This window comes from Nostocoides sp., from assembly GCF_037045025.1.
Classification (GTDB): domain Bacteria; phylum Actinomycetota; class Actinomycetes; order Actinomycetales; family Dermatophilaceae; genus Nostocoides_A.
On record NZ_JBAOHM010000003.1, the window covers coordinates 125,859 to 141,043 of the forward strand.

At 70.7% G+C, this 15,185-nt stretch carries 10 protein-coding genes; 4 read left to right on the plus strand and 6 right to left on the minus strand.

What is annotated here, in order from left to right:
* Positions 1 to 275 precede the first annotated feature (275 nt).
* Complete coding sequence (locus V9G19_RS00725; RefSeq protein ID WP_462283580.1) at positions 276 to 1,211, plus strand: TolB family protein; 936 nt, start codon at positions 276 to 278, stop codon at positions 1,209 to 1,211.
* Between the two features lie 11 nt (positions 1,212 to 1,222).
* Here the strand turns inward: V9G19_RS00725 and topA are convergent, their stop codons facing one another.
* Positions 1,223 to 4,036 carry a type I DNA topoisomerase gene (gene topA / locus V9G19_RS00730; protein ID WP_462283581.1) on the minus strand — a complete coding sequence of 938 codons (2,814 nt, stop codon included), beginning with the start codon at positions 4,034 to 4,036 and terminating at the stop codon, positions 1,223 to 1,225.
* Between the two features lie 147 nt (positions 4,037 to 4,183).
* Here topA and V9G19_RS00735 point away from each other — a divergent pair, with 147 nt between their 5' ends.
* Together V9G19_RS00735 and V9G19_RS00740 are read left to right on the plus strand one after the other, a co-directional pair.
* The gene (locus V9G19_RS00735; RefSeq protein WP_462283582.1) at positions 4,184 to 4,963 is read left to right on the plus strand and encodes a DODA-type extradiol aromatic ring-opening family dioxygenase; all 780 of its coding nucleotides are present in this window, start codon (positions 4,184 to 4,186) and stop codon (positions 4,961 to 4,963) included.
* A gap of 52 nt (positions 4,964 to 5,015) precedes the next feature.
* The gene (locus V9G19_RS00740) at positions 5,016 to 6,200 is read left to right on the plus strand and encodes a CapA family protein (protein ID WP_462283583.1); all 1,185 of its coding nucleotides are present in this window, start codon (positions 5,016 to 5,018) and stop codon (positions 6,198 to 6,200) included.
* An 18-nt stretch (positions 6,201 to 6,218) separates the two neighbouring features.
* Here V9G19_RS00740 and V9G19_RS00745 read toward each other — a convergent pair whose 3' ends face one another.
* The 5 genes from V9G19_RS00745 to V9G19_RS00765 form a co-directional block, all read right to left on the minus strand.
* Positions 6,219 to 7,712 carry a DUF7059 domain-containing protein gene (locus V9G19_RS00745; protein ID WP_462283584.1) on the minus strand — a complete coding sequence of 498 codons (1,494 nt, stop codon included), beginning with the start codon at positions 7,710 to 7,712 and terminating at the stop codon, positions 6,219 to 6,221.
* Positions 7,696 to 8,514, minus strand: coding sequence for a hypothetical protein (locus V9G19_RS00750; protein WP_462283585.1), 819 nt, complete (start codon positions 8,512 to 8,514; stop codon positions 7,696 to 7,698). The genes V9G19_RS00745 and V9G19_RS00750 overlap by 17 nt, the downstream gene beginning before the upstream one ends.
* A 4-nt stretch (positions 8,515 to 8,518) precedes the next feature.
* Positions 8,519 to 9,520 carry a 2-hydroxyacid dehydrogenase gene (locus V9G19_RS00755; RefSeq protein WP_462283586.1) on the minus strand — a complete coding sequence of 334 codons (1,002 nt, stop codon included), beginning with the start codon at positions 9,518 to 9,520 and terminating at the stop codon, positions 8,519 to 8,521.
* Positions 9,521 to 9,686: 166 nt separating this feature from the next.
* Positions 9,687 to 12,137 carry a sodium-translocating pyrophosphatase gene (locus V9G19_RS00760; protein WP_462283587.1) on the minus strand — a complete coding sequence of 817 codons (2,451 nt, stop codon included), beginning with the start codon at positions 12,135 to 12,137 and terminating at the stop codon, positions 9,687 to 9,689.
* Between the two features lie 128 nt (positions 12,138 to 12,265).
* Positions 12,266 to 12,619, minus strand: coding sequence for an anti-sigma factor antagonist (locus V9G19_RS00765; protein ID WP_462283588.1), 354 nt, complete (start codon positions 12,617 to 12,619; stop codon positions 12,266 to 12,268).
* An 80-nt stretch (positions 12,620 to 12,699) separates the two neighbouring features.
* Here V9G19_RS00765 and V9G19_RS00770 point away from each other — a divergent pair, with 80 nt between their 5' ends.
* The gene (locus V9G19_RS00770; RefSeq protein ID WP_462283589.1) at positions 12,700 to 15,069 is read left to right on the plus strand and encodes a DEAD/DEAH box helicase; all 2,370 of its coding nucleotides are present in this window, start codon (positions 12,700 to 12,702) and stop codon (positions 15,067 to 15,069) included.
* Positions 15,070 to 15,185 lie beyond the last annotated feature (116 nt).

Sequence of the window (15,185 nt, forward strand, 5' to 3'; positions counted from 1 at the left end):
CATGACAGCGCACCGGGTATGCCGTCAGGTCGCGTCGCCGTCCTGCAGAAGGTGCCGTATACCTCACCCATTGCAGGACACCCCCACGCAGGCAAGCATCGCCGAGCGCGACTGGCGGGAAGGTCCGGTTGTCCGCGAGAGACCGGGACCGGGTCGCTGACCTGGACATTTCAAGGACAGCTGGGCCGCGTTGGTTGCGGTTGGCGGCGATAACGCCGAGGGTGAAGGGCGGGCGGGCCATGGAGGGACCCGTCTTTGCATCCGCAGGAGGACAGATGACACACCGCAAGACCACGATGTCGATCCTGGCCGCGGCGAGCGCCGTCACCGCAGCCACGGCGGTCGCGGCACCGGCCACGGGCAGTTCCGCGCCCGCGGGCGGGACCATGCTGCTCACGATCAACGGCAATCTGCACACGATCGGCGGCGACGGCACCGGGCTGCGCCCAATCACCAGCGGGGGCGGCATCTCGGATGCCGCCTACTCGCCCGACGGGCGCCGGATCGCCTACACCAAGAACGTCGCGGGAACCCCGACGATTTTCGTCATGCCGGCCGCAGGGGGCAGCTCGGCCCGCCTCTACCCGGGCGAGAACCCGTCGTGGTCCCCGGACGGCACCAAACTCACCTTCGGCCGGGAATTGGCCAACGGGAACGAACACATCTACACCGCCCCGGCACGCGCTGGCGCGGCCGCCCGCCGAATCCTCGCCGGTAACGTGGACGGTGGCGCCGGCTGCTACTACCTGGGCTACCGCGACCCGAAGTGGTCGCCCACCGGGAACGCCATCGCCGTCACGAAGCTCTGCGACGACGACCACTTCGTCTATTCCACCGTTCTCGCCCGGCCGACCGGCGGCCTGATCGCCGGCAAATCCTGGGGCGGCTACGAGGCCAGCTTCAACAACGCCGGAACCGCGATCGCGGCCGTGGACTGGGACTGGGCCTTCTCCGAGCAGGACGTCTTCCGGGTGAACATCAACGCCACCCGGGCGACGTATCTGACCACCTACCAGGCGAACGTCTCCTATGACGACCCGGTCTGGTCGCCTAACGACGCCAAGATCGGCGCCCGCCGCACCAACGACGTCGACGGCGCCGCGATCTATGACCTGGTGACGTTCAGCTCGCGGGACGGCTCCGGTCAGCGCACGCTGCTGCGCGGCTCGGCGACCTACCGGATCGTGCCGCGGGACTGGAAGGCCAGCTAACCAGGAGGCGGTCAGGACTTCTTGGCCGCGGCCTTGCGGGTCGGGGTCTTCTTGGCGGCCTTCTTGGTCGTCTTCTTGGCCGCCCGCTTGCGGGTCACAGGGCCCCGGGCGCGCTTGTCGGCGAGCATCTCGTATGCCCGATCCGCCGTCAGCGTCTCGGGGTCCTCGCCCCGCGGGATCGTCACATTGGTCTCGCCGTCGGTGACATAGGGACCGAAGCGGCCGTCCTTGACGGTCACCGGTTTGCCGCTGACCGGGTCGGCGCCGAGTTCCTTCAGCGGCGGCTTGGCGGCGGCCCGGCCCCGCTGCTTGGGCTCGGCATAGATCGCCACGGCTTCATCGAGAGTGATGTCGAACAGTTGCGCCTCGCTGGCCAACGACCGGGAGTCGGTGCCCATCTTCAGATAGGGCCCGTAGCGGCCGTTCTGGGCGGTAATCTCCGCCCCCGTCTCCGGGTGCGCGCCCACCACTCGAGGCAGCTGCAGCAACCGGAGCGCGGTGTCGAGGTCGACGGTCGCCAGGTCCATGTCCTTGAACAGCGACGCCGTCCGCGGCTTGGCGGCTGCGACCTTCTTCGTTGGGCCGCCGTTTCGTGCGCCCGGGCTCTCGGTCTCCGGGAGGATCTCGCTGACGTATGGACCGTAGCGGCCGGCCTTGGCGACGATCTCATGTCCGGTCGCCGGGTCGACGCCGAGCACCCGGCCGTCGTCGGCGGACATCGCCAGCAGCTCCCGCGCCCGCGCCGGGGTCAGCTCATCCGGGGCGATGTCGTCGCCGATGGTGGCCCGGCGCGGCGGCACGACGGAGTCGCTTGCCGCCGCTGCGGGGGCCGTCGGTGCGCCGGCGCCGTCCGCGCCGTCCGGGGGTGCCACGCTGGACGGAGCCCCGTGGGCGTGGGGGAGAGCCCCCCGGGTGTCTTCGACGTACGGTCCGTAGCGGCCGACGCGCACGACGATGCCGTCGCCGATCTCGATCGTGGAAATCTCGCGGGCGTCAATGTCGCCGAGGTCGTCGACGAGGTCACGCAATCCCTCGGAGGAGGTTGCCTGATCGCCGAAGTAGAACCGCTGCAGCCACTCGACCCGCTGCCGGTCCCCGGCCGCGATCTGGTCGAGGTCGTCCTCCATCGAAGCGGTGAAGTCGTAGTCGACCAGCCGGGTGAAGTGTTCCTCCATCAGCCGGGTGACGGCAAAGGCCAGCCAGGTCGGAACCAGCGCCGAGCCGCGCTTGTAGACGTAGCCGCGGTCTTGGATCGTCGCCAGCGTCGGCTCGTAGGTGGACGGGCGGCCGATCTCCTTCTGCTCCAACGCCTTGACCAGGGTCGCCTCGGTGTAGCGCGCCGGCGGGGAGGTCTCGTGACCGGCGGCCTTTGTGCGGCGCACATCGAGCCCGTCGCCCTCGCGCAAGTGCGGCAGCCGCCGCTCCTCTTCGCCCGCCTCGCGGGCGGCCTGCCGGGCCCGGGTGTCCTCCTCGTCCCGCCCTTCCTCGTATGCCGCGAGGAAGCCGCGGAAGGTGATCACCGTCCCGCTCGCCGACAGTTGGGCGACCCGCCCGTCGCCGAGCCGGGCCTCGGCGTGCACCGTGGCGGTGGAGCCGACGGCGTCGGCCATCTGCGAGGCGACGGTGCGCTTCCAGATCAGGTCATAGAGGGCGTATTCGGTGCCGCGCAGCTCGCCCGCGACCTGCGCCGGGGTGCGGAAAACGTCACCGGCGGGCCGGATCGCCTCGTGGGCCTCCTGGGCTCCGGCGTTGCTGGAGCGATAGCGGCGGGGCGTATCGGGCACATACTCCGGGCCGAACATCTCCCGGGCCTGGCCCCGGGCTGCGGTCAGCGCGGTTTCGGACAGCGACACCGAGTCGGTGCGCATATAGGTGATGTAGCCGCCCTCATACAGCCGCTGGGCGATCCGCATCGTCTCGCGCGCCGACAGGCGCAATTTGCGCGAGGCCTCCTGCTGCAAGGTCGAGGTGATGAACGGCGCATACGGCCGGCGGGTATAGGGCTTGTCCTGGACGCTGCTGACCCGCGCGGCCACGGCGCGCAGCGCCGCGGCGACCGCCTCCGCTCCCGCCTGGTCGAGCTGGACGGCCGCCGACCGCAGCTGTCCGTCGTCGCCGAAGTCGCGGCCGGTGGCCACCCGCACGCCGTCCAGGGCGCTCAGCCGGGCCGTATAGCTCTCGCCCACCTGGGTCGCCAGCTCGGCCTCGACATCCCAATAGGACGCCGCCCGGAAGGCCATCCGCTCCCGTTCCCGTTCGACGACCAGGCGGGTGGCGACGCTTTGCACGCGGCCGGCCGACAGGCCCGCCCGGACCTTGCGCCAGAGCACCGGGCTGACCTCATACCCATAAAGCCGATCGAGGATCCGGCGGGTCTCTTGGGCCTCGACGAGGTTCTCGTCGATGTCCCGGGTGTTGGCCACCGCCCGGCGGATCGCCTCCGGGGTGATCTCGGTGAACACCATCCGCTTGACCGGGACCTTCGGCGCGAGCGTCTCGCGCAGGTGCCAGGCGATCGCCTCGCCCTCGCGGTCCTCGTCGGTGGCGAGGTAGAGCTCGTCGGCGTTCTTGAGCAGCCGCTTGAGTTCGGCGACCTTCTTCTTCTTGTCCGGGTCGACGACGTAGTAGGGCTCGAAACCCTGCTCGACGTTGACGCCGAACTTGCCGAACGGCCCCTTCTTCATGTCGGCGGGCAGCTCGGAGGGTGTCGGGATGTCGCGGATGTGACCAACCGAGGCCTCCACGGCATACTCCGGGCCGAGATAGGCCGAGAGGTTTTTGATCTTCCCCGGCGACTCGACGATAACGAGCTTGCGCCCCGCCACCTGATCACTGCCTTCCTGAAATCCCGGCGCGCGAGTCTCCGCCGGACGGGCACGCCGGGAGCACGGTATACCGAGCCCCGCTGCGGCGCGCAACACGACGCCAGTCTGTGGCCCGTTGAAAGTTGTACTAGCAGCTAGGCTGGGCTTATGTCATCCCTCCCGCCGGTGCTCTTCCTCTCCCACGGCGCCCCTCCCCTGGCCGACGATCCCGTCTGGCCGGGCGAACTTGCCTCCTGGTCCGCACGGATCGCCCGCCCGGAGGCGATCTTGATAATCTCGGCCCACTGGGAGCAGGCGCCGATCACGGTGAGCGCCAGCGCCGCGCGGGTGCCGCTCGTCTACGACTTCTGGGGATTCCCCCAGCACTACTACTCCGTGACGTATGCCGCTCCGCCCGCCCCCGCGCTCGCCGACGCGGTCAGCGCCGCTCTCGGCGGCCAGGTGCGCCGCGAGGAGACGCGCGGGCTCGATCACGGTGCGTATGTGCCGCTCGTCGAGATGTATCCGGATGCCGACGTGCCGGTGCTGCAGCTGTCCTTGCCCATGCTCGACCCGCAGGCGCTCTTCCAGGTCGGGCGCGCGCTGGCGCCGCTGCGCGAGAACGGCACGCTGATCGTCGGCTCGGGCTTCACCACCCACAACCTGCGCTGGTTCCACCCCGACAACCCCGCCGGCGCCCCGCCGCCGGCCGCCTCGGCCGAGTTCGACCAGTGGGCCGCCGAGGCCGTCGCCGCCGGCGACGTGGACGCCCTCCTCGACTTCGCCCACCGGGCACCGGCGGCGGCGATCGCCCACCCCCGGACCGAGCACTGGGCGCCCCTGTATGTGACGCTCGGGGCGGCATCCGGCAGCGGCGACCTGAGCGCACAGAGCGCCGTCGACGGGTTCTGGTTCGGCCTCTCGAAGCGCTCCTGGCAGTTCGCCTAGCCCGCGGGGTGTCGACGCCGGGGGGAAGACCCGGGTCGCTTACCCTGGCGGGGTGAGGCGCAGTTCGACACTCCTGCTGGCGGTGGCCACGTTCGCGTTGGCCGGGTGCACCGCGGCCTCCGGCGTGGTTTCGGGCTTCGCCAGCCCGTCGGCGGGGAGCGGGGCTGGCCCCGGCCCCAATTCCGAGGACGACGCGAAGGAAGCCGACCTGAGCGCCCGGGTGACGATCGCCGGCAGCGGCGACCTGCTCAGCCACGCCGCCGTGCTGCGCAGCGCCCAGCAATATGCCGGGGCCGCCGGCGGCTATAACTTCGCGCCGATGTTTGCCCAGGTGGCGCCGATCCTCAAGAAGGCCGATCTGGCGATCTGCCACATGGAGACCCCGCTCACCTCGACCAACACGCGACTGACCCAGTCGGGCATTCTCGTGTTCAACACCCCCCACGAGATCGCCGACGCCATCCGCACCACCGGCTGGGAGGGCTGTGACTTCGCCTCCAACCACACCTGGGATCAGGGCCTGGCCGGGCTCGCGGACACGATCTCGGTCTTTAAGGCCGCCAAGATCGCGTATGCCGGGGCGGGGGCAACCGCGCAGCAGCCGCAGATCGTCGCCCACTATTCGGCCAACGGGCTGCGCATCGCCCAGTTCGGCTACAGCTACACGGTCTACAACGACTGGGGTCCCAACACCACGCTGCCCAAGGAGGCCCCGTGGATGGGCGAGTCGCTGTGGCCGGCGACCGGCGCGGAGGGCATCCTGCGCGACGCCAAGCAGGCCAAGGCCGACGGCGCGGACGTCGTCGTCATCAGCTTGCACTGGGGCAACCAATACGAGACCGAGCCCAATGCCGACCAGGTTGCGCTCGCCAAGAAACTGCTCGCCTCCCCCGACGTCGACCTCATCCTCGGCACGCACGTGCACGTCGTTCAACCATGCGAACAGATCAACGGCAAGTTCGTCTTTTATGGCCTCGGCAACTTCCTGTCCAACCAGTCACCGCAAGTCGACGCCACGCTGCGACCGGAGACCCAGGAGGGGATGATCGCCGAGGTCACCCTGGACCGCGACGAGGCCGGAAAGATCACCCAGGCGGCGAATTATCTGCCGACCAAGGTCAATCTCGTGGGCCATGTCGTCGAGCCGGCGACCGCACGGACCAACCCGGTGACCTTCGATCGGGTCACCAAAACGCTGGCCTCCCGCGGCTGCAAGCTGACCCCGATCACGCCCTGAACCGCACGCCGGCGGCGATCACGCGTGGACGACGCCGGCGGCGATCCAGCCGCGCAGCACCGGTAGCAGCGCCGTCCGCAGCTCGTGCTCCGGCTCGCCGAGGATCGCCGCGATCGCGGTGATCGCCGCGGCGGCCGTCAACTCGCCGTCACACACCGACAGCAGCGCCGCCGCCTCGGTCCCCAGCGCTTCGGTATGCCGCAGCCCCCCTCCCTGACGCAGCTGGATGGCCCGCGGATCGGCCTCGCCCGGCCGGTAGTGCCGCTCGATCGTCACATCGTCGCCGACCCGCCAGGGCAGCGCGAGGATCTCGTCGTCGGTGTGCTCGGCGAGCAAGGCTCGCGCCGCGATGCCGGCGGCCACCGTCGCGCCGAGCGCCGCCTCGACCGGCCCCCGGACCTCCTGCAGATCGATGACCGGCTCGCGGTCGGTGAGCGGCCGGTGGAGGGTGACGATGCCGAAGCCGATGGCGGCCACCTCGCGAGCGGCGAAGTCGGCGAGCCAGGCGGCATACATCCGGGCGTATTCGGCGCTCGCGGGGTGATGGCCGCCGTCGCGGGCCCAGGTCTCGGCATACTGCGCCGGGTCTTGGCTCTCGCGTTGGATGATCCACACGTCGACGCCGGCGGCGCGGGCCCAGCCGCCGACCCGGTTGGTCCAGTCCTGGCCCGCGGGTATCTCCCAGTTGCCGAGCAGGCAGGCGATCCCGCCAGGCGCGAGGTGGTCCCCGACACCGGCGATCAGCTGCTCGACGACCGCGTCGCCGTGGGCGCCGCCGTCACGGTACTCATAGGTCGGCAGGCCGTGATCTCGCGGGGTGATGACGAACGGCGGGTTGCTGACGATCAGGTCAAAGCGTTCTCCCGCAACGGGTTCGAGCAGCGAGCCGCGCCGCAGCTCCCAGTCCTGCTCGTTCAGGGCGGCGTTGAATGCGGCAAATTCCAAGGCCCGCCGGGAGGTGTCGGTGGCGACCACGTGCGCGCAATGCGTCGCCAGGTGCAGGGCCTGCACCCCGCAGCCGGTGCCGAGGTCCAGGGCCCGGCCGATGCGTGGCCGCGGTGTCCACGCGGCCAGCGTCGCCGACGCGCCGCCGATGCCCAGGACATGGTCCGGTTCCAGCGGCGCTCGGGTGGCCAGTTCGCTCAGGTCGGAGGCCACCCACCAGGTGTGCTGCTCGTCGCCATAGGGGCGCACGTCCACGTTGGCGACGATAGCGTCCCCCTCGAAGCGGCCCAACCCGAGCCGTTCGACGCCTGCCGCGGTCAACGTCGGCAGGGCCAGGTCGACGAGTTCGGTGTCAACCGGGTCGCCGAGGGTGAACAGGCGCACGAGGATCGCGGCGGGATCGCGGCTGCCCCGAGTGAGCAACTCCGCGGGGATGACCTGCTCGCGCGCCAGCGCCGCCCCGGCGACCGGTCCGAGGATCGCATCGAGCCGCTCGACGGTGAACTCGGCCGCGCGCAGGTCCGCGCGCAGCGCCGCGATCAGGCCGAGGTCAGTTGCCGGTGCCATGAACGCTGACCAGCTCCCGCCCGCCGTCGCTCTCGCGCGGCCGCTGCGGCAGGGCCACCGTGGCCTCCCCGGAGGCGGCCGGCGCGGCGGGCACGGCGTGATCCGGGGCCGTTGGGTGGTCGGGGACGGCCAGCTTGGTCCAGCGGCTGGCCGCGGCCGGCTCACCGATCAGGCCGAGCAGCCGGGCCCCGAGAGAAGCGAGGAAGAGGCACCCGGCAAGCAGCTCGAGGCACTCCTCGGCGGTCTGCTCCAGGCGCTCGGTCTCCACCGGCATCGTGCTCGGGTCGATCGAGTCCATGCCGATGGCCACGGCCGCAGTGACCGCACCAAGGATGAACAGGAGGAACGCGAGCCGGTCGCGGCGCAGGGCCCGCAGGACGAAGGGCAGGAGGAGCAGGCCGGCGACGGCCATCAGCAGCATCTGGAAGTCACCCGGAGCCAACCAGGTCAGGCCGGGGATGCGCAGATTCCGGGGCGCGAGGATCCGGTCGCGGATGCGCTCGTGAACGGCAAAGCGGTCATCCAAGGCGAGATAGAGCAGGCCGAGGCCGAGCGCGGCATAGGGCAGGCGTTGCCAGCCGGACCAGCCGCGCAGGGAGCCGGTGAACGAGATCAGTCCGGCGGCCGCGGCAGCCAGGACGAGCACGACGGTCTGCAGCCAGGTCATCGGGGTCAGCTCCGGCGCGATCCACAGCCAATAGCGGGGGTATTTCGCGGCGGCCAGCGCTGCGGGAGCGGCGACGGCGAGCAGGAGGAGCAGGACGACCAGGCGGATGCGTGCCCGGGACACAGCGACGATCATGGCTCTAGCCTGCCTGACCGACGGCCGCCAGCGCCGGCGACACGACCTGGATGGGCGCTCCGTCCGCGGCAGCCGCGATTGCCTGGGCAAACATCTGCGCGCCGCGGGCGAGGACCTCGTCGCGCCACCAGGCGCTGTGGGCGCTTTGCAGCACCCTGCCCTCGTCGACGAGGGTGCCTTCCAGGGGGTTGTTCGGGTCGAAGCAGACCTCGTCGACGGCATACCCGCGTAGGTGGCCGGCCGTCAGCGCCCGGCAGATCGCCTCCTGGTCGACGAGCACGGGGCGGCCGACATTGACGACGAAGACATCGCGGTGCAGGCGCGCCAACTCCGTCGGGCCGAGGATCGGGAAGGTCCCCGGGATCGTCGAGGCGGTGACCGCGACGCCGTCGGCCTCGGCCAGCGCCGCCGCCATCGCGAGCATCGGTATGCCGCGCCTCCGCGCCCGCGCGATTGCTCCTGCGTCGATGTCGACACCGACGACCCGCATCCCGAGGCCCCGGGCAAGCTCGGCCAACCGCGTGCCGATCCGGCCCACTCCGATGACGGCGAGCGTGCGTGCGGTGAGTTCCACGCCGCGCAGCGAAACCGAATCGGGTGCCCGGCCGCGGGCCTTGTCGTTGGCCAGGTGGATCCGGGTGGCGCTGGCAAAGAGCAGGCCGAGCGCGTGCTCGGCGACGGCATTCGTCGCGTATTCCGGCAGGGTGGACAGGCCGATCCCGCGACCTGCGAGGCCGGTGACATCGATGTGCTCGTAGCCGGTGGCATACAGGACGAGGTGGCGCAGATCGGGAAGGCGGTCAAGGATCTCGTCGGTCAGCCGGGGCAGGGTGACGTTGGTCGAGGCCAGCACGTGCGCACCGCCCAGCAGGGCGAGGGTCTCGGCGGGCCGGGGAGCGAGGTCGCGTTGGGCAAAGACGACCTCGTGCCGGACCTCGATCGCCTTGACGGCGGCGCGCGGCAGACTCGCCCGGCCGGCGCGGCTGATGACGACGACCTTGGCCATCGTGGTTGCTCCCCTCGACGTGGGCGGCGCTGCGGTCCGGCCGCTCCTGTGCATCTGCGGACGCGCGAGACGCCGATCGGGTTGCCGGGGTTACCACGACGTTAGGGCCCGGTGAGGTGCGGTTATCCGCACCCACACCGGGCCCGTGATCGTTTTGTTACGGTGCCTACTTCTCCAGGTTGACCTGCGAGGTCGGCAGCGCATCGGCCGAGTCGATCGCCTCGGCCGCCGCGTCGGACGCAGGCGGTGCGGCCTCGCCCGCTGGGACGGGACTACGTCCGTGGATGGCGCCCTGTTCGGAGGCTTCGCCACCGATGGAGATCGAGCGGTTCTTGGACACCGCGACGGCGGCGATGACCACGACGAGCGCGGCGGCGGCGATGCCGTAGCGGATCGCCCCGTTGGCGCTCTCACCGACGGTGAGCGTGACGATCGCCGGGGCGATCAGCACCGAGACCAGGTTCATCACCTTGATCAGCGGGTTGATCGCCGGGCCGGCGGTGTCCTTGAAGGGGTCGCCGACGGTGTCGCCGATGACGGTTGCGGCGTGCGCGTCGCCACCCTTGCCGCCGAAGTGGCCATCCTCGACGAGCTTCTTGGCGTTGTCCCAGGCGCCGCCGGAGTTGGCGAGGAAGACGGCCATCAAGGCACCCGCACCGATGGCGCCGGCCAGATAGCCGGCCAGGGCGCCGATGCCGAGGCCGAAGCCGACGGCGACCGGCATCAGCGCGGCGAGCAGGCCGGGGGTCGCCAGCTCGCGCAGGCTGTCGCGGGTGCAGATGTCGACGACCTTGCCGTATTCGGGCTTGGTGGTGCCCTCCATGATCCCGGGGATCTCGCGGAACTGGCGGCGGACCTCGAAGACGATGGCGCCGGCGGCCCGGGTCACGGCGTTGATCGCCAGCCCGGAGAAGAGGAAGACCACCGCGGCACCGATGAGCAGGCCGACAAGGACGTTGGGCGTGACGATCGTCAGCTCGAACAGGCCCTGGATGCGCTTGCTCGGCTCCTCGGTGACCTCGCCGGCGTCGAGGATCTTTTGCAGTTCGCCCTGCCAGGCATCGGAGTAGGAGCCGAAGAGCGCCGTCGCGGCGAGCACTGCGGTGGCGATCGCGATGCCCTTGGTGATCGCCTTGGTCGTGTTGCCGACCGCGTCGAGTTCGGTGAGAATCTGGGCGCCCTCCCCGTCGACGTCGCCGGACATCTCGGCGATGCCCTGGGCGTTGTCGGAGACCGGGCCGAAGGTGTCCATGGCGACGATGACGCCGACCGTGGTCAGCAGGCCACAACCGGCGAGCGCGATGAGGAAGAGCGCCAGGGCCGTGGCCCCGCCGCCGAGGAGGAAGGCGAGATAGACGGCGGCGCCGATGATCGCCGCGGTGAAGACGGCTGACTCCAGGCCGACGCCGATGCCGGAGAGGACCACCGTGGCCGGGCCGGTCAGCGAGGTGCGGGCGACGTCATTGGTCGGCCGGTGCTCGGTGCCGGTGTAGTAGCCGGTCAGCCAGAGGATGACGCCGGCGAGGACGATGCCGAGCAGCACGGCGACGAAGGCGATCCGGCGCGGGTCACCGGCAAGTTCGGCGACCTCTTGGTTGGTCGACCCGAGTTTGGCGAAGGTGTCCGGCAGGTAGAGGTAGGCGGCGAGAATCGACAGGCCTGCCGAGATCGCGGCCGCGATGTAGAAGCCCCGGTTGATCGCGCGCAGGGCGTTCTCGCCCGGGCGGGCGCGGGTGATGAACACGCCGAGCAGCGCGGTGACCGCGCCGATGGCCGGCACGATCAGCGGGAAGACCAGACCGTAGGTGCCGAACGCGACCGAGCCCAAGATGAGCGCGGCGACGAGCGTGACGGCATACGACTCGAACAGGTCGGCCGCCATGCCGGCGCAGTCGCCGACGTTGTCACCGACGTTGTCGGCGATGGTGGCCGCATTGCGCGGGTCATCCTCGGGGATGCCCGCCTCGACCTTGCCGACGAGGTCGGCGCCAACGTCGGCGGCCTTGGTGAAAATGCCGCCGCCGACCCGCATGAACATCGCGAGCAGCGCGGCGCCGAAACCGAAGCCTTCGAGGACCTTCGGCGCGTCGCCTTCATAGAGGAGCACGACGACAGAGGCGCCGAGAAGACCGAGTCCGACGGTCGCCATACCGACGACGCCGCCGGTGCGGAAGGCGACCTTCATGCCCTCGTCGCGCTTGCGTTCGCGCGCGGCCTCGGCGACGCGGACATTGGCCTTGACGGCCAGGCTCATGCCGAGGTAGCCGATGATCGCCGAAAACAGGGCGCCGACGACGAAGAAGCCGGACCGGCCCCAGCGCACGCCGGCGGTATCGGCCGGCAACAACAGCAGCAGGCCGAAGACGAGGACGACGAAGATACCGAGGGTGCGGAACTGGCGGCGCAAGTAGGCCTGGGCGCCCTCTTCCACCGCCGCACCGATGGTCTGCATGTTTTCGGTGCCGGCATTGTGCGCCAGCACCTGGCGGCGGAAAACAACCGCCATCACCAAAGCGAAGACGGAAATCGCCGCTACGGCGATCGTCAATGTCTGGTTGTTGCCGGTCAATTGAAGGCTGGACTCTGCCAACGGCAGCATGGGCGCACGGCCAGTCATTCGCCATCCTCCTCGATGGGGTTGGTGGCCCGTTCGGTCGCGGTCAGGCCAAGATCGGATTCAGGCTACCGGGAGGGGATGGCCGCCCCGAACTGATGTGCCCCGGCTCACCTCAGATGTGCCACGCTTCACACCTGTCCCGGGGAACCCAGGTCCGTCAGCGCCGAATCCAGCGAATCATGGAGCGCAAAGACCCTGTCCAGGCCGGTGATCGCAAAGACACGCACCACCCGGTCGTGGACGGCCACCACGTGCAGTTCGCCGCCGCGGACCCGGACATCCTTCAGCTTGCCGACAAGCACACCGAGGCCGCTGGAATCCAAAAACGTCACCTCGCTGAGGTCGGCGACCAGGCGAATGGTTCCGTCGGTGATCGCCGCCACCAGCGCGTCGCGCAAGATCCGCGCGCTGTGCGCGTCGACCTCACCAGCCGCGGTCACGATGCCGATATCACCTAGACGCCGGGCGTCGACCGTGAGCATGGCGTGGGAGCACTCCTCGGGATGGGCGGAGGTCCCGGACGGGGGTGTTGTCGGGACTCGCGCATACCGTAGACCACGCGATGCCCCAGCTGCCACACAACCCCGCAGGTCAGAGCCGTGCGGGTTCGCCCGATCCCGAGATCAGCGACCCCGCCACGGTGGCGATCGCCCTGGCCGGCCGCCATGGGGCCGGCCGGATCCGCCACGTTGAGACCATCGCCGCCCGGGCCGCCGATGTCGTGCCGCTACCGGAGTGGCTCGATCCCGGCCTGGCGATGGCCCTACACGGGGTGGGAATCGGGCAGTTGTGGCGCCACCAGCGGGTCGCGGCCGACCTCGTGATGTCCGGCCGGCATGTGGTGCTCGCGACCGGAACCGCCTCGGGCAAGAGCCTGGGCTATCTGCTGCCGGCGATCACGGCGGTGGCCGCCGGCTCGCGGGAGCCGTCGGGGCGCGGCGCAACGGTGTTGTATCTTGCGCCGACCAAGGCCCTGGCCGCCGATCAGGCGACGCGGATCGGCTCGCTGCTCGTGCCGGGAGTGCGGCCGGCCACCTATGACGGCGACACTCCGTCTGAGGAGCGTCGCTGGATCCGCCAGCACGCCAATGTCGTGCTCACCAATCCCGATCTCGTGCATCACTCGATGCTGGCGCGCCATGCTCAGTGGAGACCCTTCCTTCGGGCCCTGCGCTACGTCGTCATCGACGAGTGCCACGCCTACCGGGGGATCTTTGGGTCCAGCGTGGCCCTGGTCATCCGGCGGCTGCGACGGATCCTGCAGCGCTATCGCGCCAACCCGGTCGTTGTGCTCGCCTCGGCGACGGTGGGTGACCCGGCGGGGCACGCGAGCGCGTTGACGGGGCTGCCGGTGACGGCCGTGGTTGAGGACGGCTCACCTCGAGGCGAGCTCGGCTTCGTGCTGTGGGAGCCCCCACTCGTCATGGGTGGCGACGGGAGCCTGCGACGGCGCTCGGCGACCAGCGAGAGCGCGAATCTGCTCGCCGGGCTGGTGGACTCGGGCGTGCAAACGCTCGCTTTTGCTCGCTCCCGGGCCGGTGTCGAGGCGGTGGCCGCGGCCGCGGCGCGCCAGCTGGGGCCGAGAGGCGCGCAGACGCCGGTCGCGGCCTATCGGGGCGGCTACCTGCCCGAGGAGCGGCGCGCATTGGAGGCCGACCTGCGGGTGGGCAGGTTGCGGGGCCTGGCCGCGACCAATGCCCTCGAGCTGGGCATCGACATCCACGGGCTGGATGCCGTGGTCATGGCGGGCTGGCCGGGCCGGATCGCCTCGGTCTGGCAGCAGGCCGGCCGCGCGGGCCGAGGCGGCGGCCGCGCGGCCGCCGTGCTGGTCGGCGCCGACGATCCCCTGGACGGCTACGTGCTGGACCATCCCGAGATCCTTTTTGGCGCGCCGGTCGAGCAGACCGTGATCAACCCGGGCAATCCGCGGCTGCTGGCCGGGCACCTGTGCGCCGCCGCCAACGAGAAGCCGCTGACCGAGGCCGATGCGGAGTTCTTCGGGCCCGGCATGGGCGCGGTGATCGAGGAGTTGGTCGCCGCCGGCCGGCTGCGGCGGCGTCCGGCCGGATGGTTCTGGCCGCATGACGCGGCGCCCGATGCCGGCTCGCTGCGCGGCACCGACGCGGTCGTCGCGATCGTCGAGCAGCGCAGCGGCCGGGTGGTCGGCACGGTGGACTCCAACGCCGCGCACGTCCAGGTCCATCCCGGCGCGGTGCACGTCCACCAGGGCGCGAGCTTCGTGGTCACCGATCTCGACCTCGACCTGGCGGTGGCCACCGTCACCCGCGGCGACCCCGGGTGGTCGACGGTCGCGGCGTCTCAGTCGACCTTTGAGCTGGGTGAGGCCGCCGAAATGGAGCAAGCCGGCCCGGTCGGCGTCCACCGCGGCGCGGTCCGCGTCCATCGCGGCCCGGTGACCGTGCGCACCCGGGTCGTCTCCTTCCAGCGCCGGCTGCCCTCCGGTGAGGTGATCGGCCAGCACCGGCTCGACCTGCCGGAGCGAGTGCTGCAGACCGAGGGCGTGTGGTGGACGATCGACCCCGACGCGCTGGCAGTCGCCGGGGTCGCCGCCGAGCAGGTGCCGGGCGCCGCCCACGCCGCCGAGCACGCCGCGATCGGCATGCTTCCGCTGTTTGCGACCTGCGACCGGTGGGATATCGGTGGGGTGTCCACCGAGTGTCATCCCCAAACGGGGCTGCCGACGATCTTGATTTATGACGCCTTCCCCGGCGGCGCCGGCTATGCCGCCCACGGTCACCGCGTGGCCGCGGACTGGCTCGCCGCGACGCGCGACGCCGTCGCTGGGTGCCCGTGCGAGACCGGGTGCCCGCGCTGCGTGCACTCCCCCAAGTGCGGCAATGGCAACGCCCCCTTGGACAAGGCGGGGGCCGTGGCCCTGCTGGAATTATTGGCCCGTCCCACCGTCAGGTGAGCCCGCAGCGACCCGATGGCGTCGCTGTCGCTCACCTGACGCGATGGGCGTCGCCAACCCTCGGGCTGAGGCGGGGTGGTAAGCCCGAACTCACCCGCGTCTGCGCGCGCTCGGCG